Genomic DNA, 22608 nt, shown 5'->3' on the forward strand with positions numbered 1-22608 from the left:
GACGTCGGCGACGTCGATCAGGCCGCCCCAGCGCTCGGGCCGCTCCAGGCCCATGACCCGGCCGAGGCCCCACGCGGCGGCCCCGGCGTCGTCGGCGACCGCCTCGGACCGGCCGGTGGCGACGGCGCCCCGGGTGACGCACCACAAGGGGGCGTCGACTCCGGCGTCCGCGAGGACGCGCAGGAGTTCGTCGGGCGCGGTCGTCACGGACAGGGAGACAACACCGGCGAAGTCCGTGCCCAGCGCGGCGAGGCGTTCGGTCAGCGCGGCGTGCTCGTCCGTGCCGACCTCGACGCGCACGGCGTCGTCGCCGAGCGCGCCCACCAGCGCGGAGACGTACGGGTCGTCGGCGTGGCCCGCCGGGACCAGCGCCAGCCAGGTGCCGGTCAGGGCGCTCACGCCCGGGACCGCCAGCGGGTGCCAGGTCACGCGGTACCGCAGGCCGTCGACGGCCGACCGCTCGGCGCGCTTGCGGCGCCAGGACGACAGGGCCGGTACGAGGGCCGACAGCGCGGCGTCGTCCAGCTCCAGCTCGGCCGACAGCGACGACAGGTCCTCGCGCTCCACGGCCGACCAGAAGGCGGCGTCCACCGGGTCCCGGTCGCCCGCCTCGCCGTGGCCGGCCGCCGTCGCGCGCTCCGGCCAGTACCACTGGCGCTGGAAGGCGTACGTCGGCAGCGGCGTCCGGCGGGCGTCCGTGCCCGCGAACCAGGCCGCCCAGTCCACGGTGACTCCGGTGACGTGCAGCCGGGCCAGGGCGGTGAGGAGAGCGGCCTCCTCGGGGCGGTCCTTGCGCAGGGCGGACACGGCCACAGTGCCGTCCAGGGTGTGCTGGGCGAGGGCGGTGAGGACACCGTCGGGGCCGAGCTCCAGGAAGGCGGTAGCGCCTGCCTCACCCAGCGCCCGGACGCCGTCGGCGAAACGAACGGTCTCCCGGACGTGCCGCACCCAGTAGTCGGCGCCGCACAGCAGCTCCGGCGAGGCGATCTCACCTGTCACGTTGGACACGACGGGAACGCTCGGCGCCTGGTACGACAGGCTCGCGGCGACCCGGCGGAAGTCCTCCAGCATCGGGTCCATGAGCGGCGAGTGGAACGCGTGGCTGACGGAGAGCCGCTGGGTCTTGCGGCCCTCGGCGGCCAGCTCCTCGGCGATCCGCAGAACAGCCGTTTCCTCGCCGGCGATGACGACGGCGTCGGGGCCGTTGACAGCGGCGATCGAGACACCGGCGACAAGAAGAGGCGCCACCTCGTCCTCGGACGCCTGCACCGCCACCATCGCACCACCGGAAGGCAGCGCGTTCATCAGCCGCGCACGAGCCGCGACGAGGGAACACGCATCCTCAAGCGAGAACACCCCCGCCACATACGCAGCCGCGATCTCACCGATGGAATGACCAGCGACGAAGTCCGGACGCACTCCCCACGACTCGACCAGCCGGAAAAGCGCCACCTCGATCGCGAAAAGCGCAGGCTGAGCAAAGCCCGTCCCGTTCAACGCCTCCGCGTCATCGCCGAACATCACCTCCCGCAGCGGACGCTCCAGCTCGCGGTCGAAGTACGCCGCCACCTCGTCCAGCGCCTCGGCGAAGACGGGGAACCGCTCGTACAGCTCCCGGCCCATGCCCGCGCGCTGCGAGCCCTGGCCCGAGAACAGGAACGCCTGCTTGCCCGCCGCGTCCCCGGCGATGCCGCGCGCGGCCTCCCGGGCGCTCTCGCCGTCGGCCAGCAGCACCGCGCGGTGCGCGAAGGCCGCCCGGCCCGTGGCCAGGGAGAAGCCGACGTCCGTCGCGTCCCGGCCCGTTCCGGCGAGGGCGGCGATCCGCTCGGTCTGCGCGGCCAGCGCGGCCTCGGAGCGGGCCGAGACCACCCACGGCACGAGGCCGGGCGCCCGCTCCGCCACCGGCTCCTCGGAGGGCGTCGCCTCCGGTGCCTGCTCGACGATGACGTGCGCGTTGGTGCCGCTGACGCCGAAGGCGGAGACGCCCGCCCGGCGCGGACGGCCGGTCTCGGGCCAGGCCCGGTGCTCGGTCACCAGCGCCACGGTCCCGTCCGTCCAGTCGACGTGCGAGGACGGGGTGCCGACGTGCAGCGTGCGCGGCAGTTCGCCGTGGCGCATCGCGAGGACCATCTTGATGACGCCCGCGACGCCGGCCGCCGCCTGGGTGTGGCCCAGGTTGGACTTGACGGCGCCGAGCAGCAGCGGCAGCTCCGGGTCGCGGTCCCGGCCGTAGGCGGCGATGAGGGCGTGCGCCTCGATGGGGTCGCCGAGGGTGGTGCCGGTGCCGTGGGCCTCCACGGCGTCGACGTCGGCCGGGGTGAGGCCGCCGTCGGTGAGGGCCTGGCGGATGACGCGCTGCTGGGCGCGGCCGTTGGGGGCGGTCAGGCCGTTGGAGGCGCCGTCCTGGTTGACGGCGCTGCCGCTGACGACCGCGAGGACGTCGTGGCCGTTGCGGCGGGCGTCGGAGAGCCGCTCCAGGACGAGGACGCCCACGCCCTCGGACCAGCTGGTGCCGTCGGCCGTGTCGGAGAAGGCCTTGCAGCGGCCGTCGGGGGCGAGCCCGCCCTGCGCGGTGAACTCGGCGAAGGCGTCCGGGCTGGACATGATCGACACGCCGCCGGCCAGGGCCAGCGCGCTCTCGCCCTGCCGCAGCGAGCGCGCGGCCATGTGGAGGGCGACGAGCGAGGAGGAGCAGGCGGTGTCGACGGTGACGGCCGGGCCCTCCAGGCCGAGGGCGTAGGAGAGGCGGCCGGACATGACGCTGGCGGTGTTGCCGGTGGCGACGTGGCCGCGGACGTCGGCGGTGCCGGCGCGCAGCACGTTGACGTAGTCCTGGCCGTTGGTGCCGACGAACACGCCGGTCCGGCTGCCGCGCAGGGACGTCGGGTCGATGCCGGCCCGTTCGAAGGCCTCCCAGGTGGTCTCCAGCAGCAGGCGCTGCTGGGGGTCCATGGCGAGGGCCTCGCGCGGGGAGATCCCGAAGAACGCCGCGTCGAAGAGGCCGACGCCGTCGAGGAAGCCGCCTTCGAGGGTGGCGGAGCCGCCCCGGGCGAGGTGTTCGAGATCCCAGCCTCGGTCGGCGGGGAAGCCGGAGATGGCGTCCTGTCCGTCGGACAGGAGGCGCCACAGGTCCTCGGGGGAGCCGATGCCGCCGGGGAAGCGGCAGTTCATGCCGACGATGACGATCGGGTCGTCGTCGACGGCTGCCCGGGCGGCCGGGAGCGCGCCGCCCCCGTCCCGCTCGGGCAGGGTGCCGAGGAGCTCGGTGAGGAGGAACCCGGCCAGTTCCGTCGGGGTGGGGTAGTCGTAGACGAGGGTGGCGGGCAGCTTGAGGCCGGTGGTGGCCGACAGGGCGTTGCGGAGTTCGACGATGGTGAGGGAGTCGAAGCCGAGGTCGGTGAAGGCCTGGTCGGCGGCGATGCTGTCGGCTCCGGCGTGGCCGAGGACGGCGGCGACGTGGGCGCGCAGCAGGTCCAGGACGAACCGGGGGCGCGCGGACTCGGCGAGTGCGGCGAGCTGTCGCCGCAGGTCGTCCTCGCCCGGGCCGCCGGCAAGGAGTGCGGTGCCCTGGGGGGCGGCGGTGACGACGGTGGCGGCGCGGAGCTCGGGGAGGTCGCCGACGAGGGTGCTGGTGCGGAACGCAGTGGCGTAGCGGTCCCAGTCGATGTCGGCGACGGTCACAGCGGTGTCGTCGTGTTCGACGGCGTGCCGCAGGGCGGTGAGGGCGGAGGCGGGTGCCATGGGGGTGAAGCCGCCGCGGCGGACGCGGCCGTCGGCGAGCGTTCCGTCGCCGGCCATGCCGGTTCCGGCCCAGGGGCCCCAGGCGATGGAGGTCGCGGGCAGGCCCTGGGCGCGGCGGGCGGCGGCGAAGGCGTCGAGGTAGGCGTTGGCGGCGGCGTAGTTGCCCTGTCCGGCCGCGCCGAGGGTGCCGGCGGTGGAGGAGAACAGGACGAAGGCGGCCAGGTCCGTCTCGCGGGTGAGTTCGTGGAGGTGGACGGTGGCGGTGGCCTTGGCGCTCAGGACGGCCGTGAACTTCTCGGGGGTGAGGGTGTCGACGACGCCGTCGTCGACGACTCCGGCGGTGTGGAACACCGCCGTGAGCGGTTGCTCGGCCGGGATGTCCGCGAGCAGTGCGGCGAGCGCGTCGCGGTCGGCGGTGTCGCAGGCGGCGAGGGTGACGTCGGCGCCGAGCGCGGCGAGTTCGGTCCGCAGGTCCTCGGCGCCGGGCGCGTCGGCGCCCCGGCGGCTGACCAGGAGCAGGCGCGGCGCGCCCGCTTCGGCGAGCATGCGGGCGACGTGGCCGCCCAGCGCCCCGGTGCCGCCGGTGACCAGGACGGTGCCGGTGGGGGTGTAGGGGCGGGGGGCGGGGGTGTCGCCGACGGGGTGGTGTGCCAGGCGGCGGGCGTAGGTGGCGGTGGGGCGTACGGCGAGCTGGTCCTCGTGCCCGGCGCCGGAGAGGACGCCCGCGAGGCGGCGCAGCGTGGCGTCGTCGAGGGTTTCGGGCAGGTCGACGAGGCCGCCCCAGCGCTCGGGGTGTTCGAGGGCGGCGACGCGGCCGAGGCCCCAGAGGGCGGCCTGCGCGGGGTCGTCCGCGGGTTCGGTGCGGGTGACGGCGACGGCGGCGCGGGTGACGCACCACAGGGGGGCGTCGATCCGGGCGTCGCCGAGCGCCTGGACGGCCGTCGCGGTGAGCGGCAGGGCGGCGAGACCGTCCGAGTCCGGGGTCAGGGCCAGCAGGGACAGGACGCCCGTGAACTCTGCGTCCCCGTCGGTGAGTTCACGCAGGCGCTCGGCGAGGTCGGCGCGGTCGGGCTCGGTGACGTCGAGGCGTACGGTCCCCGTGCCGAGGCCGTTCGCGATCGCGTCCACCCAGGCCCGGTCCGCCTCCGACGCTTCGGCCGTGTCGCCGGGGGTCAGCAGCAGCCAGGTGCCCGTCGGCTGGGTCGTGGGGGCCTTGGTGAGCGGCTTCCAGGTGACGCGGTAGCGCCAGCCGTCGACCGTGGTGTGCTCGCGGCGCTTGCGGCGCCAGGAGGTCAGGGCGGGCACGACGGCGGTGAGGGTGGCGTCGTCGAGTTCCAGGGAGGAGCCCAGGGCCGTCAGGTCGGCGCGCTCGACGGCCGACCAGAACTCGGCGTCGACCGCGTCGGGCGTGCCCGCCGGGGCGGGCCCGGCCGGCAGGGCGGTGGTGTCGGGCCAGTAGCGCTGCCGCTGGAAGGCGTAGGTGGGCAGGTCGACGCGCCGGGCGGGGGCGTCGAGGACGGCCGCCCAGTCGGGCCGCACGCCGTGGACGTGGAGCCGGGCGAGGGCCGTGGTCAGGGCGTGGGTCTCGGCGTGGTCGCGGCGCAGCGCGGGGACGGCGAGGGCGGGCGACGCGGCGTCGAGGGTCTCGCGGGCGGCGCCGGAGAGGACGGCGTCGGGGCCGAGTTCGAGGTGGGCGGTCACTCCGGCGGCGTCGAGGCGGCGTACGGCGTCGGCGAAGCGCACGGTGCGGCGGACCTGTCCGGCCCAGTAGGCGGGCGAGACGGCCTCGTCGGCGGTGAGGAGTTCGCCGGTGACGGTGGAGACGAGGGGAATGGCGGGCGGCTGGAAGTCGAGTCCGGCCGCGACGCGGGTGAGGTCGTCCAGCATGGCGTCCATGCGGGGCGAGTGGAAGGCGTGGCTGACGCGCAGGCGCTTGGTCCGGCGGCCGAGGGCCGCGAAGTGCTCCTCGATGGCCTGGACCGCGTCGTCGTCGCCGGCGACGACGACGGAGGCGGGGGTGTTGACGGCGGCGAGGGAGACGCGGTCGTCGTTCCCGTCGAGCAGCGGCAGCACCTCCTCCTCGCTCGCCTGGAGGGAGCACATGGCGCCGCCCGTGGGCAGGGCGGCCATCAGCCGGCCGCGTGCCGCGACGAGCGTGCAGGCGTCGTCCAGGGAGAGCACGCCCGCGATGTGGGCGGCGGCCAGTTCGCCGATGGAGTGCCCGGCGACGTAGTCGGGGCGCAGGCCCCAGGACTCCATCAGCCGGAAGAGGGCGACCTCGAGGGCGAAGAGGGCGGGCTGGGTGTAGGCGGTGTCGTCGAGGAGGGCGGCCTCTTCGGTGCCCGGTTCGGCGAGGAGGATCTCGCGCAGGGGGCGGTCGAGTTCGAGGTCGAAGCGGGCGAGGACGGCGTCGAGTGCCTCGGCGAAGGCGGGGTGGCGGTCGTGGAGTTCGCGTCCGGTGCCGGGGCGCTGGCTGCCCTGGCCGGTGAAGAGGAACGCGAGGCGGCCGCGTCCGGCCCGGCCGGTGAGCAGGGCGCCGTCGGGGGTGCCGTCCCGGAGGGCGGCCAGCGCCCGGCGGAGGGTGTCGTGGTCGTCGGCGACGACGGCCGCGCGGTGGTCGAGGGCGGCCCGTGAGGTGGCGAGCGCGTGGGCGAGGTCGGTGAGCGGGAGGGCGGGGTGCTCGTCCAGGAGGGACAGCAGGCGCCCGGCCTGGGCGCGCAGGCCCTCGTCGGTGCGGCCGGAGAGGACCAGCGGCACGGTGGTGGGCGATGCCTCGGGGGCCTCGGCCGGCTGCTGCGGCTCGTCCTCGACGGGGAGTTCGAGGACGGTGTGGACGTTGGTGCCGCTGAGGCCGAAGGAGGAGACGCCGGCGCGGCGCGGACGGCCGGTCGTGGGCCATTCCCGGTCGTCGGTGAGCAGCTGGATGGCGCCGGAGGTCCAGTCGACGTGGGTAGAGGGCCGGTCGATGTGGAGGGTGCGGGGGACGGTGCCGTGGCGCATGGCCATGACCATCTTGATGACGCTGGCGACGCCGGACGCCATCTGGGTGTGGCCGATGTTGGACTTCACGGAGCCGAGCAGCAGCGGCCGGTCGGCGGGGCGGTCCTGGCCGTAGGTGGCCAGGAGGGCCTGGGCCTCGATGGGGTCGCCGAGCTTGGTGCCGGTGCCGTGGCCGTCGACGACGTCGACGTCCGCGGCGGTCACGCCCGCGTTGGCGAGGGCCTGGGCGATGACACGCTGCTGGGACGGGCCGTTGGGGGCGGTCAGGCCGTTGGAGGCGCCGTCCTGGTTGACGGCGGAGCCGCGGATGACGGCGAGGACCTGGTGGCCGTTCTTCCGGGCGTCGGAGAGCCGCTCGACGAGGACGAGGCCGACGCCTTCGGCGAGGCTCATGCCGTCGGCGGCCTCGGCGTAGGCCTTGCAGCGGCCGTCGGCGGCCATGGCGCGCTGGCGGCTGAAGCCGACGAAGGCGCTGGGGGTGGCCATGACGCTGACGCCGCCGGCGAGGGCGAGGGTGCTCTCGCCGTTGCGCAGCGACTGGCAGGCGAGATGCAGGGCCACGAGGGAGGAGGAGCAGGCGGTGTCGAGGGTGACGGCCGGGCCCTCGAAGCCGAAGGTGTAGGACAGGCGGCCGGACAGGACGCTGGAGATGGTGCCGGTGATCAGGTGGCCCTCGTTGCCCTCGGGCGTGGCGGGGCCGGTGCTGTAGTCCTGGTAGCTGGCGCCGATGAAGGTGCCGGTGCTGCTGCCGCGCAGGGTGGCGGGGTCGATGCCGGAGCGCTCCAGGGCCTCCCAGGCGGTCTCCAGCAGCAGTCGCTGCTGGGGGTCCATGGAGAGGGCTTCGCGCGGGGAGATGCCGAAGAAGCCGGCGTCGAAGTCGGCGACGTCGTGGAGGAAGCCGCCGCGTGTGGAGTAGGTGCGGCCGGGCCGGTCGGGGTCGGGGTCGTAGAGGCCCTCGGCGTCCCAGCCCCGGTCGACGGGGAAGTCGGTGATGGCGTCGCCGCCGGCGGCGACGAGGTCCCACAGCTGTTCGGGGGTGCCGACGCCGCCGGGGTAGCGGCAGCTCATGCCGACGATGGCGATGGGCTCGTCGTCGGCGGCCGCCCGGACGACGGCGGCCGTCTCGGTGCGGGCGCCCGCGACGCGGGTGCGGAGGAACTCGACGAGCGCGAGCGGCGTCGGGTAGTCGAAGACCATGGTGCTGGGCAGGGTGAGCCCGGTGACGTTCGACAGCCGGTTGCGCAGGTCGACGGCGGTCAGCGAGTCGAAGCCGACCTCGCGGAAGGCGCGCTGCTCGGAGAGGACGTCGGGTGAGGCGTGGCCGAGGACGGTGGCGGCCTCGCCGCGCACCAGGTCCAGCAGCACCCGGTCCTGCTCGACGGCGGGCAGGGTGAGCAGCCGGGTGGTGAACTCGCTGTCCCCGGTGGCGGACGCCGTGCTGTCCTCGGTCAGCTTCTGGACCTCGGGCACGTCCTCGAAGAGGGCGGTGGGCCGGCCGGAGGTGAAGACGGGGTGGTAGCGCTCCCAGTCGACGTCGGCGACGCACAGGACGGTCTCGTCGTCGTCGAGGGCCCGGCGCAGGCCGGTGAGGGCCGCGCGCGGGTCCATGAACTCCAGGCCGCTGCGGCGGATGGCGCCGGGGTCGACGCGGCCGAGCTTGAGGTCGTCGGCCCAGATGCCCCAGGAGACGGCGGTGGCGGTGGCGCCCCGGGCGCGGCGGTGCTCGGCGAGCGCGTTGAGGTAGGCGTTGCCCGCGACGTAGGCGGCGTGCCGTCCGCTGCCCCACATGCCGGCGGTGGAGGAGTAGAGGACGAACGCGTCGAGCTCGTCGTCGTCGAGGAGTTCGTCGAGGTGGCGGGCGCCGGACACCTTGGCGTCGACGACCTTGGCGAAGGCGTCCAGGCTCGTCTCCTCGAGGGAGGCGAGCTCGATGGTGACGGCGGTGTGGACGACGGTGCGCACGGTGTGCCCGTCGGCCTTGAGGCCGTCGAGCATCGCGGCGACGGCGTCGCGGTCCGTCAGGTCGCAGGCGACGACAGAGGCGTCGCAGCCCGCGTCGGTGAGCTCCTGGACGAGTTCGGCGGCGCCGGGCGCGTCGGCGCCCCGGCGGCTGGTGAGGACGACGCGTTCGGCGCCCTGCTCTGCCAGCCAGCGGGCCAGGTGGGGGGCGAGGGTGCCCGTGCCGCCGGTGACGAGGGTGGTGCCGCGCGGCGTCCAGGCGCGGGCGGGGGCCGACCCCGCGGCGGCGCGGGCGACGCGGCGGACGAGGACGCCGGAGGCGCGGACGGCCAGCTGGTCCTCGCCGGTGCCGCCGGTGAGGACGGCGGCGAGCCGTTCCCCGGCGCGCCGGTCGAGGGTCTCGGGCAGGTCGACGAGACCGCCCCAGCGCTGGGGGTGTTCGAGGGCGGCGGTCCAGCCGAGGCCCAGGATCTGGGCCTGGACGGGCCGGGTGAGCCGGTCGGAGCGGCCGGTGGCGACCGCGCCCCGGGTCAGGCACCACAGGGGCGCGTCGATCGCGGCGTCGCCGAGGGCCTGGACGAGGGTGACGGTCAGGGCGAGGCCGGTCGCGAGCGCCGGGTGCCCGGGGGCGGGCTCCTCGGCGGCGGCGAGCAGGGACACCACGCCCGTCAGGCCGGTGGCATCCGGCAGGCCGGCGAGGCGGTCGGTGAGGGTGGCGCGGTCGAGGCAGGCGTCGTCGAGGACGAGCGTGCGGACGTCGGCGCCGTGCGCGGCGAGCGCGTCGGTGACGTCGTCGCCGGGCAGGCCCTGCGCGGTGACGAGGAGCCAGGTGCCGGTGAGGGCGGCCGGGGGCAGGCCGGTGAGCGGCTTCCAGGTGGCGCGGTAGCGCCAGGAGTCGACGGTGGTCTCCTCGCGGCGGCGCTTCCGCCAGGTCGCGAGGGCGGGCAGCACGGGGGCCAGGGCGGCCCCGTCCAGGCGGAGTCCGGCGGCGAGGGCGTCGACGTCCTCGTCCTCGACGGCCGCCCAGAAGGCGCTGTCCGCCGGGTCCGTGTCGGCGCCCGTCCGCTGCTGCTCGCGGATCGCCCACAGGTGTTCGCGCTGGAAGGCGTAGGTGGGCAGCTCGACGCGGCGGGCACCGCCGGCGAGGACGGGCGCCCAGTCGGCGCGGACGCCCCGGACGTACGCCTCGGCCAGCGAGGTCAGGAACCGGTCGGCGCCGCCCTGGTCACGGCGGAGGGTGCCGAGGACGGTGGCGCGGGCGCCGGTGTCCTCGGCGGTCTCCTGGACGGCCATGGCCAGCACCGGGTGGGAGCTGACCTCGACGAACACCCCGTGCCCGGCCTCCAGGAGGCTGCGGACGGCGGGGTCGAAGCGCACGGTCCGGCGCAGGTTGCGGTACCAGTAGGCGGCGTCGAGGGGCGTGTCCTCGGTCAGCCATTCGCCGGTGACGGTGGAGAGGAACGGCACCCGGGGGGCGGCCGGACGGACGGGGGCGAGCGCGGTGAGGAGCTCGTCCTCCAGCAGCTCCACCTGGGCGGAGTGCGAGCCGTAGTCGACGGCGATGCGCTTGGCGCGGACGTCCTCGGCCGTGAGCCGGTCCATGAGGGCGTCGAGCGGCGCGGCGGGCCCGGCGACGACGACGGAGTTCGGGCCGTTGACGGCGGCCACGGCCAGCTCGCCGCCGAGGGCGGCCAGGCGTTCCTCGACGTCGGCGGCGGGCAGCGGCACGGAGACCATGCCGCCGGTGCCCGCGAGGATCCGGCCGATGGCCTGGCTGCGCAGGGCCACGACGCGGGCGGCGTCGCGCAGGGAGAGCGCGCCGGAGACGGCGGCCGCGGCGATCTCGCCCTGCGAGTGGCCGATGACGGCGTCGGGGACGACGCCGTGGGCGCGCCACAGCTCGGCGAGGGAGACCATCACCGCCCAGGAGGCGGGCTGGACGACGTCGACGCGCTCCAGCGAGGGGGCGCCCTCGGTCTGCCGGAGGACGTCGAGCAGCGACCAGTCGGTGAACTCGGAGAGGGCGGCGGCGCATTCGGCGAGGCGCTCGGCGAAGACCGGGGACTCCTCCAGGAGCCTGGCGGCCATGCCGGCCCACTGGGAGCCCTGGCCGGGGAAGACGAACACGGTCCTGCCGTCGGCGTCGGCGACGCCCAAGGCGGCGCCGGGCGCGGACCGGCCCTCGGCGAGGGCGCGCAGCGCGGCCGCCGGGTCCTGGCCGGGGCCTGCGAGGACGACGGCGCGGTGGTCGAACAGGGCGCGGGAGGTGAGGAGGCTGTGGGCGACGTCGGCGGGACGGGCCTGGACGAGGTCCGGGCTCTCGAAGAGCCGGGCGGCCTGGCCGCGCAGCGCGCCCGGGGTGCGGGCGGAGAGCACCCACGGCACGACGGCCGGTGCCTCGGGGGCTTCGGGGGCCTCCTCCGGCACCTCGGTGCGGGGGGCCTCTTCGAGGATCGTGTGGGCGTTGGTGCCGCTGATGCCGAAGGAGGACACGGCGCAGCGGCGGACGCGCTCGCCGCGCGCCCAGTCGGCGCCGGCGCCGAGGAGGGAGACCGTGCCGGGGCTCCAGTCGACGTGGGTGGTGGGCTCGTCGGCGTGGAGGGTGCGGGGCAGGACGCCGTTGCGCAGCGCCATGACCATCTTGATGACGCCGGCGACGCCGGCGGCCGACTGGGTGTGGCCGATGTTGGACTTCACCGAGCCGAGCAGCAGCGGTCGTTCGGGGGCGCGGTCCTTGCCGTAGGTGGCGTGGAGGGCCTGGGCCTCGATGGGGTCGCCGAGGGCGGTGCCGGTGCCGTGGGCCTCGACGGCGTCGACGTCGGCGGCCGTCAGGCCCGCGTTGGCCAGCGCCTGGCGGATGACGCGCTGCTGGGAGGGGCCGTTGGGGGCGGTGAGGCCGTTGGAGGCGCCGTCCTGGTTGATGGCGGAGCCGCGGATGACGGCGAGGATCTCGTGGCCGTTCTTCCGGGCGTCGGAGAGGCGTTCGAGGACGAGGACGCCGACGCCCTCGGCGAGGGTCATGCCGTCGGCGGCCTCCGAGAATGCCTTGCAGCGGCCGTCGCCCGCGAGGGCGCGCTGCTTGCTGAAGGCGATGAAGGGGGCCGGGGTGGTCATGACGGTCGCGCCGCCGGCGAGGGCGAGGCTGCTCTCGCCGTTGCGGAGCGACTGGCAGGCCAGGTGGAGGGCCACCAGCGAGGAGGAGCAGGCGGTGTCGACGGTGACGGCGGGGCCTTCGAGGCCGAAGAGGTAGGCGAGGCGGCCGGAGAGGACGCTGGGGCTGGTGCCGGTGACGGCGTGTCCGGCGGCGGCGCCGTCGTCGAGGCCGAGGCCGTACTCCTGGTAGGTGGAGCCGATGAACGTGCCGGTGGCGCTGCCGTGGACGGTGGCGGGGTCGATGCCGGCCTGTTCGAACGCCTCCCAGGTGGTCTCCAGCAGCAGCCGCTGCTGCGGGTCCATGGAGATGGCCTCGCGCGGGGAGATGCCGAAGAAGCCGGCGTCGAACTCGCCCGCGTCGTGGAGGAAGCCGCCCTGAGTGGAGTAGGTGGTGCCGGGGTGGTCGGGGTCGGGGTGGTGGAGGCCCGTGTCCCAGCCGCGGTTGACGGGGAAGTCGGAGATCGCGTCGACGCCGCCCTCGATCAGCTCCCAGAACTGCTGGGCGGAGCGGACGCCGCCGGGGAAGCGGCAGCTCATGCCGACGATGGCGACGGGCTCGTCGAAGCCCCCGGCGGGCGCGGCGGCCGGGGCGGCCGCGGCCTGCCCGGCGCCCAGGAGTTCGCCGCGCAGGAAGCGGGCGAGGGCCAGGGGCGTCGGGTAGTCGAAGGCCATGGTGGCGGGCAGGGCCAGGCCGGTGACGCCGGCCAGGCGTTTGCGCAGCTCGACGGCGGTCAGCGAGTCGAAGCCGGCGTCGCGGAAGGCGCGGCGCCCGTCGACGGCCTCGGCGGAGGCGTGGCCGAGGACGACGGCGGCCTCGGCGCGCACCAGGTCGGTCAGCAGCCGTTCCTGCGCGGCCTCGTCCAGGCCGGCGAGCCGCCCGGCGAACTCGGGCGCGGCGCCTTCGCCGGCGGTGCCGGCCGGTGTGGACAGGGCGCGGACGTCGGGGAGTTCGTCGAAGAGGACGCTGGGGCGGACGGAGGTGAAGACGGGGTGGTAGCGCTCCCAGTCGATGTCGGCGACGGTCACCGTGACGTCCTGCTGGACGACGGCGCGGCGCAGCTCGGCGAGGGCGGCGGCGGGGGCCAGGAAGCGCAGGCCGCTCTGCCGGAGGCGGTCGGCGACGGCCTCGTGGGTGGCCATGCCCGCCTCGGCCCAGGGGCCCCAGGCGAGGGAGGTGGCGGGCAGGCCGCGGGCCCACCGGTTCTCGGCGAGGGCGTCGAGGTAGGCGTTGGCGGCGCCGTAGGCGCTCTGCCCGGCGCTGCCCCACACTCCGGCGACGGAGGAGAAGAGGACGAAGAAGTCCAGGTCCTCGTCGGCGAGCAGGGCGTCCAAGTGGGCGGCGCCCAGGAGCTTCGCGGCCATGAGGGCGGTGGCGTCGGCCAGGGAGGTGTCGGTCAGGGGCGCGGCCTGGCCGACGCCGGCGGCGTGCACGACGCCGGTCAGCGGGTACTCGTCCGGGACGCGTCCGAGCAGCTCGGCGAGCGCGTCGCGGTCGGCGATGTCGCAGGCGGCGAGGGTGACGCGGGCGCCCAGTTCCTCCAGTTCGGCGCGCAGGGCGTCGGCGCCGGGGGCGTCGGGGCCGCGGCGGCTGGTGAGGAGGAGGTGTTCGGCGCCGCTGCGGGCGAGCCAGCGGGCGACGTCGGCGCCGAGCGCGCCGGTGCCGCCGGTGACGAGGACGGTGCCCTCGGCGGCGAAGGCGTCGGCGGGCGGCAGGTCGGCCGCCGGGCGGCGGACGAGCCGCCGGCCGAGCGTGCCCGTGGCGCGCAGGGCGAGCTGGTCCTCGCCGCCGCGCGCGGCGAGCGCGCTGACGAGCTGCTGGACCACGGGCGCGTCCAGGACGGGCGGCAGGTCGATCGTGCCGGTCCAGCGGCGCGGGTCCTCCAGGGCGGCCACCCGGCCCAGGCCCCAGGAGGCGGCCTGGAGGGGTGCGGCGAGCGGGTCGTCGGGGCCGGTGGTGACGGCGCCCCGGGTGAGGGTCCACACGGGCGCGGTCAGGCCCGCGTCGCCCAGCGCCTGGGTGAGGACGACGCCCAGGGCGAGGCCCGTGGGCAGCCGCTCGCCCAGGGGGCGGCCGGGCCGGTCGGCCAGCGGCAGGAGGGAGAGCACGCCGGAGATGTCGCCGGACTCCCGCAGGCGGTCGGCGAGGGCTTCGCGCTCCTCCCCCGCCGGGTCGAGGCCGAGGCGCTCGAACTGGGCGCCGTGGCCGCGCAGCGCGTCCACGATCTCGTCGGCGTCCACGCCGTCGGTGGTGACGACCAGCCAGGTGCCGTCCAGGACGGGGGCGGCGGCAGCGTGGACGGGCCGCCACTCGACGCGGTAGCGGGTGGCGTCGAGCAGCGCCTTCTCCTGGCGCTGCTGGCGCCAGGACGACAGGGCGGGCAGCAGGGAGTAGAGGGAGGCGTGCTGTTCGTCGCGCAGGCCGAGGAGCCCGGCGATCCCGGCGGCGTCGCCGCGTTCGACGGCGCCCCACAGCTCGGCGTCGGCCGGGTCCGCGAGCGCGACGGCCGGGAGGGCCTCGGGGGCGGCCTCCGGCCAGTAGCGCTCGCGCTGGAAGGCGTACGTGGGCAGGTCCACGGCCGGGGCGGCGGGGGCGGTGGTGCCGGCGAGGACGGCGGTCCAGTCCACGGCGACGCCCCGGACGTGGAGGCGGGCCAGGGCGGTCGTGGCGGCCCGCTCCTCGTCCCGGCCGGCGCGCAGCAGCGGGACGACGTCGGCGCCGGTGTCGGTCTCGTCGCCCAGGACGTCCTGGGCGAGGGCGGCCAGCACCCCGTCGGGGCCGACCTCCAGGAAGGTGGCCGCGCCCAGGGCGCGGGCGGCGCGGACGCCGTCGGCGAAGCGGACGGTCTCGCGGACGTGACGGACCCAGTGGTCCGGGGAGCACAGCTCCTCGGCGGTCGCGGCACGGCCCGTCAGGTTGGAGACGACGGTGACGGCCGGCGCGCTGTAGGCGATCTCCTCGGCGACGCGGCGGAAGTCCGCCAGCATCGGCTCCATGAGCGGCGAGTGGAAGGCATGGCTCACCCGCAGCCGCCGGGTCTTGCGCCCCAGCGCGGCGAAGTGCCGCTCGACCGAGTGGACCGCGTCGGTGTCACCGGCGATCACGACGGCGTCGGGGCCGTTGACGGCGGCGAGGGACAGCTCGTGCTCGCGCCCGGCGAGCAGCGCGGCGACCTCGTCCTCGCCCGCGCGCAGGGAGACCATCGCGCCGCCCTCGGGCAGGGCCTCCATCAGGCGGGCGCGGGCGGCGACGAGCTTGCAGGCGTCCGCCAGGGAGAACACCCCGGCGGCGTGCGCCGCCGCGATCTCGCCGACGGAGTGGCCGAGCAGGACCTGCGGGCGGACGCCCCAGGAACGCAGCAGCCGGTGGAGGGCGACCTCCAGGGCGAACAGGGCGGGCTGGGTCCAGCCGGTGCGCTCCAGCAGCTCCGCCTCGGGGCTGCCGTCGGCGGCGAAGAGGACGTCCCGCAGCGGGCGGTCCAGGTGCGGGTCCAGGGCGGCGGTGACCTCGTCCAGGGCCTCCGCGAACACGGGGAAGCGGGCGTACAGCTCGCGGCCGGCGCCGGGGCGCTGGCTGCCCTGCCCGGAGAACAGCAGGGCGAGTTCGCCGGCGGAGCCGGTCTCGCCCTCGACGAGGGCCGGGTCGGGCCGGTCGGCGGCGAGCGCGGCGAGCGCGCGCGTCAGCTCGTCCCGGTCGCCGACGACGACGGCGCGCCGGTCGAAGGCGGAGCGGGTCGTGGCGAGCGCGAGGGCGGTCGCGGCCGGGTCCAGGGCGGGCTCGGCCTCGACGAGGGCGTACAGGCGCGCGGCCTGTTCGCGCAGCGCGGCACGGCTCTTGGCGGAGAGCGCCCACGGCACGACGGCCGGGGCGACGGCGGGGTTCTGAACTTCGGCGGCCCTGGGGGCCTCTTCGAGGATGACGTGGGCATTGGTGCCGCTGATGCCGAAGGACGACACGCCGGCGCGGCGGGCCCGGCCCGCCTCGGGCCAGGGCGTCTCCTCCGCGAGCAGCCGGACGGCGCCGGCCTCCCAGTCGACGTGCGAGGACGGCGCGTCGGCGTACAGGGTGCGCGGCAGGACGCCGTGGCGCATGGCCATGACCATCTTGATGATGCCGGCCACGCCGGCGGCGGCCTGGGTGTGGCCGATGTTGGACTTCACCGAGCCGAGCAGCAGCGGCCGCTCCTCCGGCCGGTCCTGACCGTACGTCGCGAGCAGCGCCTGGGCCTCGATGGGGTCGCCGAGGGTGGTGCCGGTGCCGTGGCCCTCGACGGCGTCGACGTCGGCGGTGGTCAGGCCGGCGCCGGCCAGGGCCTGGTGGATGACGCGCTGCTGGGACGGCCCGTTGGGGGCGGTCAGCCCGTTGGACGCGCCGTCCTGGTTGACGGCGCTGCCCCGGACCACGGCGAGGACGCGGTGGCCGTTGCGGCGGGCGTCCGAGAGCCGCTCGAGGACGAGCATGCCGACGCCCTCGGACCAGCCGACGCCGTCGGCCGCGTCCGAGTAGGCCTTGGAGCGGCCGTCCGGGGACAGGCCGCGCTGGCGGGAGAACTCGATGAGGGACGTCGGCGTGGACATCACCGTCACACCACCGGCGAGCGCCAGCGAGCACTCCCCCGCCCGCAGCGCCTGCATGGCCCAGTGCATGGCCACCAGCGACGACGAGCAGGCGGTGTCGACGGTGACGGCCGGGCCCTCCAGGCCCAGGACGTAGGAGACGCGCCCGGAGGCGATGCTGGGCGAGGTGCCGCTGCCCTGGAAGCCCTCGAACCGCTCGTCGGCGAGGTGGGCCGCGTAGTCGTTGTACATGACGCCCGCGAACACGCCGGTGCGGCTGCCGCGCAGCGACACCGGGTCGATGCCGGAGCGCTCGATCGCCTCCCAGGACGCCTCCAGCAGCAGCCGCTGCTGGGAGTCGGTCGCCAGGGCCTCGCGGGGGCTCATCCCGAAGAACGCGGGGTCGAAGTCGGCGGCGTCGTGGAGGAAGCCGCCGAAGCGGGTGTAGGTGGTGCCGAGGTGGTCGGGGTCGGGGTGGTAGAGGGCGTCGAGGTCCCAGCCGCGGTCGGTGGGCAGGCCCGAGATCGCGTCGGTGCCCTCGCTCACCAGCCGCCACAGGTCCTCGGGCGAGGCGACGCCGCCGGGGTAGCGGCAGCTCATGCCCACGATGACGATGGGGTCGTGGTCGGCGGCGGCCTTGGGGGCCGCCTCGGGGGCGGCGGTGTCGGCGCCCATGAGCTCGGCGAGGACGTGCCCGGCCAGCGCGGTGACGGTCGGGTAGTCGAAGACGACGGTGGCGGCGGTGCGCAGCCCGGTGACGGCGCCGAGGCGGTTGCGCATCTCGACGGCCGTGAGCGAGTCGAAGCCCAGCTCCTGGAACGGGCGGTCCACGTCGACGTCCTGGGCGCCGTCGTGCCCGAGCACGGCGGCGACCTGCGTGCGGACGAGGTCGCGCACCAGCGCGGCGCGGCCCTCGTCGTCGAGGACGGACAGCCGCTGGACGAGGCCGACGGCGGTCTCCGCGCCGGAGACCGCGGAGCGGCGCACGGGGGTGCGGATCAGGCCGCGCAGCAGCGGCGGAACGTCGCCCTGGAGGCGCAGCACGGACAGGTCGAGGCGCACGGGCAGGAGGACGGGCACGCGGGAGGAGAGCGCGGCGTCGAAGAGCGCGACGCCCTGCTCCTCGGTGAGCGCGGGCGTGCCCCGGCGGGCCATCCGCTCCAGCTCGGCGCCGGACAGGCCGCCGGTCATGCCGGCGGCGGGCGCCCACGGGCCCCAGGCCAGGGACAGGGCGGGCAGGCCCTGGGCGTGGCGGAGCCGGGCGACGGCGTCGAGGAAGGCGTTGGCGGCGGCGTAGTTGCCCTGGCCGGGCGCGCCGACGGTGCCGGAGAGGGAGGAGAAGACGACGAAGGCGGTGAGGTCGAGGGTCTTGGTCGCCCGGTGGAGGTGCCAGACGGCGTCGGCCTTGGGCCGCAGGACCGTGGCGAGGCGCTCGGGGGTCAGCGACTCGATGACGCCGTCGTCGAGGGCGCCGGCGCTGTGGAGGACGGCGGTGAGGGGGTGCTCGGCGGGCACGGCGGCCAGCAGCCGCTCGACGGCGGCGGCGTCGGCGAGGTCGCACGCTTCGAGGGTGACGTGGGCGCCGAGTCCGGTCAGTTCGGCGCGGAGCTCCTCGGCGCCGGGGGCGTCGGCGCCCCGGCGGCTGACGAGCAGCAGCCGGGTGACGCCGCGTTCGGCGACCAGGTGCCGGGCGAGAACGCGGCCCAGGCCGCCGGTGGCGCCGGTGAGGAGGACGGTGCCGTCGGGGTTCCAGGCGCTCTCCCGCGTACGGGGAGCCTGGGCGCGGGCGAGCCGGGCGCCGAGGACCGTGCCGGCGCGGACGGCGGCCTGCGGCTCGGTGACGGAGAGGGCGCCTTCGGGGAGGAGGGCGGGGGCCTCGGAAGGCGTACCGGCCTCCGCCGGGTCCAGGTCGAGGAGCCCGAAGCGGCCCGGGTGCTCGGTCTGCGCGGAACGGACCAGGCCCCAGACGGCGGCGGCCGCCGGGTCGACGGCCTCCTGCCCGTCCGTGGCGACCGCGCCCCGGGTGACGAACACCAGCCGGGACTGCTCGTACCGCTCGTCGGCGAGCCAGGTCTGGAGCAGCTTCAGCGCGGTCGCGGTGAGGGTGTGCGCGGCGGCGGCCGCGTCGTCCGGGTCGCCCGCCACGGGCACGAGGACGAGCGCGGGGACGCCGTCGGCGGCGTCCAGCGACGCGAGCGCGGTGGCTCCCGCCGCCGCGGCGAGGCCGAACGCGTCCGGTCCGAGGACGGCGACGGACGCGGGCGCGGCGCCGGCCTGGTCCCGCAGCGGGGACCAGCGCAGCTCGAACAGCGCGTCGCGGACGATGGGCGCGGCGGCGGCCGACTGCTCGTCGGGCAGGGCGCGCAGGACGAGCGAGCCGACGGAGGCGACGGGGGCGCCCGTGGTGTCGGTGACGGCGAGGGAGAGGGCGTCGTCCCCGGCCCGGGACAGCCGGACGCGGACCGTGGTCGCGCCGGAGGCGTGGAGGGACACGTCCTGCCAGGAGAAGGGCAGGCCGCCGCGCCCGCCCTCGCCGAGGCCGAGGAAGGCCGAGGCGTGGAGGGCTGCGTCGAGCAGCGCGGGGTGGATGCCGAAGGAGCCCGCGTCGACGGTGGAGTCCTCGGGCAGGGCCACCTCGGCGCAGACGTCGTCGCCCGCGCGCCACACGGCCCGCAGGCCCTGGAACAGCGGGCCGTAGCCGAAGCCGGTGGCCGCGAGTTCGTCGTAGAAGCCGTCGAGGTCCAGCGGCTGGGCGCCGGCGGGCGGCCAGGCGGCGGCGTCGGGGCCGGCGGCCCGGTGCTCGTCGGGCGCGAGGACGCCCGTGGCGTGCTGGGTCCAGGGCAGTTCCTCGGCGCCGTCGGGGCGCGAGTGGAGGCTCAGTTCGCGGCGGCCGGTGGCGTCGGGGCTGCCGACCCACACCTGGACCTGGACGCCGCCCTGCTCGGGCAGGACGAGGGGCGCGGCGAGGGTGAGTTCCTCGACGCGCGCGCAGCCGACCTCGTCGCCGGCGCGGACGGCCAGCTCCAGGAAGGCGGTGCCGGGCAGCAGGACGGTGCCGCGCACGGCGTGCTCGGCCAGCCAGGGGTGGGACTGGAGGGAGAGCCGGCCGGTGAGCAGCAGTCCGTCGGAGTTGGCGATGGTGACGGCCGCGGCGAGCAGCGGGTGGTGGGCGGCGCCGAGTCCGGCGGCGCGGACGTCCCCGCCGTGGGTGACGCCCTTGGGCCAGTAGCGGCGGCGCTGGAAGGCGTAGGTGGGCAGGTCGACGCGGCGGGCGCCGGTGCCGGTGAAGTAGTCGTCCCAGCGCAGGGCCACGCCCCGGACGTGGAGTTCGGCGGCGGCCGCGGTCACGGCCCGGGTCTCGGGGCGGCCGGCGCGCAGCAGCGCGACGGTGGCGGGGGCGGTGCCCTCGGCCCGCTCGTCGGCGTCCAGGCAGTCGCGGGCCATGGCGGACAGGACGCCGTCGGGGCCGAGTTCGAGGTAGGTGCCGGTGCCGTGGGCGTCGAGCCAGGCGATCGTGTCGGCGAAGCGGACGGTGTCGCGGGCGTGGCCGGCCCAGTAGTCGGGCGAGGTGAGCTGCTCGACGGTGGCGAGCGCGCCGGTGACGGAGGAGACGACGGGGACGACCGGCGCCTGCGGGTCGAGGCCGGCGACGACGGTGCGGAACTCGTCCAGCATCGGCCGCATCAGCGGCGAGTGGAAGGCGTGCGAGACACGCAGTTCCTTGGTCTTGCGGCCCAGGTCGGTGAAGTGCCGCTCGATCGCGTGGACGGCGTCGGCCTCGCCGGCGACGACGACGGCGCGGGGGCCGTTGACGGCGGCGAGGGAGACGCTCTCGGCGCGGCCGGCCAGCAGCGGCAGGACCTCGTCCTCGCTCGCCTGGAGGGAGACCATCGCGCCGCCGGCGGGCAGGGCCTGCATCAGCCGGCCGCGCGCGAGGACCAGCGTCGCGGCGTCGGCCAGCGAGAACACTCCGGCCACGTGGGCGGCGGCGATCTCGCCGACGGAGTGCCCGGCGAGGAAGTCGGGCTTGACGCCCCAGGATTCGGCCAGCCGGAACAGCGCGACCTCAAGGGCGAAGAGGGCGGGCTGGGCGTAGCCGGTCCGGTGGAGGAGCTCGGCCTCGGGGGTGCCGTCGGCGGCGAAGAGGAGCTCGCGCAGGGGCCGGTCCAGGCCGGGGTCGAGGTGGGTGAGGACCTCGTCGAGGGCCTGGGCGAAGGCGGGGAAGCGGGTGTAGAGCTCGCGGCCCATGCCGGGGCGCTGGGCGCCCTGGCCGGTGAAGAGGAAGGCGAGCTTGCCGCGGCCGCCCTGGGTGGCGCCCTGAGTGAGGGTGGCGGCGGCCGGTTCGTCTGCGGCCAGCGCGGTGAGCGCGGCGAGCGCTTCGTCGCGGTTGGCGGCGGTCACGACGGCGCGGTGCTCGAAGCCGGAGCGGGAGGTGGCGAGGGAGTAGGCGATGTCGGCGGGGTCGAGGCCGGAGGCCGGGGCGGTGGTGAGGAAGGCGAGGAGCCGGCCGGCCTGGGCGCGCAGGGCCTCGCGGGTCCGTCCGGAGACGAGCCAGGGCAGGACGTCGACGTCGAGGCGGCTCTCGGGAGCGGTCTCCTCGGCGTACTCGGGGGCCTCTTCGAGGATCGTGTGGGCGTTGGTGCCGCTGAGGCCGAAGGAGGAGACGCCGGCGCGGCGCGGCTGGTCGCCCTTGGGCCAGGGGGTGGCCTCGGTGAGGAGCCGTACGGCGCCTTCCGTCCAGTCGACGTGGGAGGACGGGGCGTCGACGTGGAGGGTCTTGGGCAGCAGGCCGTGGCGCATGGCCATGACCATCTTGATGACGCCGGCCATGCCGGCGGCGGCCTGGGTGTGGCTGATGTTGGACTTGACCGAGCCGAGGAGCAGCGGGCGGTCCTCGGGGCGGCCCTGGCCGTAGGTGGCGAGGAGGGCCTGGGCCTCGACGGGGTCGCCGAGGGTGGTGCCGGTGCCGTGGGCCTCGACGACGTCGATCTCGTCGGCGGAGAGGCGGGCGCTGGTCAGGGCCTGCTCGATGACGCGCTGCTGGGAGGGCCCGTTGGGGGCGGTGAGGCCGTTGGAGGCGCCGTCCTGGTTGACGGCGGAGCCCCGGATGACGGCGAGGACCTGGTGCCCGTTGCGGCGGGCCTCGGAGAGCCGTTCCAGGACGAGGACGCCGACGCCCTCGGACCAGCCGGTGCCGGCTGCGGAGTCGGCGAAGGAGCGGCAGCGGCCGTCGGCGGCGAGTCCGCCCTGGCGGCTGAACTCGACGAAGGTGGTGGGGCTGGACATGACCGTGACGCCCGCGGCCAGTGCGAGGGAGCACTCGCCCTGGCGCAGGGAGTGGGCGGCCAGGTGCAGGGCGACCAGGGACGACGAGCAGGCGGTGTCCACGGTCACCGCGGGCCCGACGGCCCCGAAGAAGTAGGACAGCCGGCCGGAGAGGATGCTGGTGGCGTTGCCGGTGAGGGTGAAGCCCTGGACGTCGTCGTCGGGGCCGACGCGGTAGTCCTGGGGCATGGCCCCGACGAACACGCCGGTCCGGGTGCCCCGGACCGACGCGGGGTCGATGCCCGCCCGTTCGAAGGCCTCCCAGGAGGATTCCAGCAGTACCCGCTGCTGGGGGTCCATGGAGAGGGCCTCGCGCGGGGAGATGCCGAAGAAGCCGGCGTCGAAGCGGGCGGCGTCGTGGAGGAAGCCGCCGAAGAACTCCTCGGTGCCGTCGGTCATCAGCTCCCAGCCGCGGTCGCCGGGGAAGCCGGTGATGCCGTCCTCGCCGGCGACGAGCATGGACCAGAGCTCCTCGGGGCTGCTCACGCCCCCGGGGAAGCGGCAGCTCATGCCCACGATCGCGATGGGCTCGCGGGCGGCCGCCTCCAGTTCGCCCACCCGCTGCCGCGTGCGCTTGAGGTCCGCGCTCGCCCGCTTGAGGTAGTCCCGGAGCTTCTGTTCCTTGTCCATTGTCAACTCAACCCATCTCAAGACCGGCGGACAGCAGAGGAATTCGCTGTGGGCATCCGGCACTCGGGATGGCTGATCCACAGTCGACGTGAGTCATCTGGGCGCCCCGCACCGACGGGGCGCCTGCTCGACTTCCCGCACGCCACGCGCTCAGTGTCGGCGGGCGTGGCCATGGAATTCCCTAGAGTCGGCCGGTTTTCGCTCGGTTCGGTCCGCTCTCGGGGCGTGCGACGGGTGTGAGCAGAG

General features: G+C 76.1%; 1 protein-coding gene (only partly in view). It reads right to left on the reverse strand.

The genetic code is table 11. From position 1 onward, the window contains the following. Positions 1–22362, reverse strand: partial view of a type I polyketide synthase gene (locus EKH77_RS02265; protein WP_126912758.1) — the 5' portion only. It extends 6174 nt beyond the left edge of the window; the window shows 22362 of its 28536 coding nt (coding positions 1–22362); its start codon is at positions 22360–22362; the stop codon falls past the left edge of the window. Positions 22363–22608 lie beyond the last annotated feature (246 nt).

Origin of the sequence: Streptomyces luteoverticillatus, assembly GCF_003970715.1 — a bacterium.
GTDB classification, from domain to species: Bacteria; Actinomycetota; Actinomycetes; order Streptomycetales; family Streptomycetaceae; genus Streptomyces; species Streptomyces abikoensis.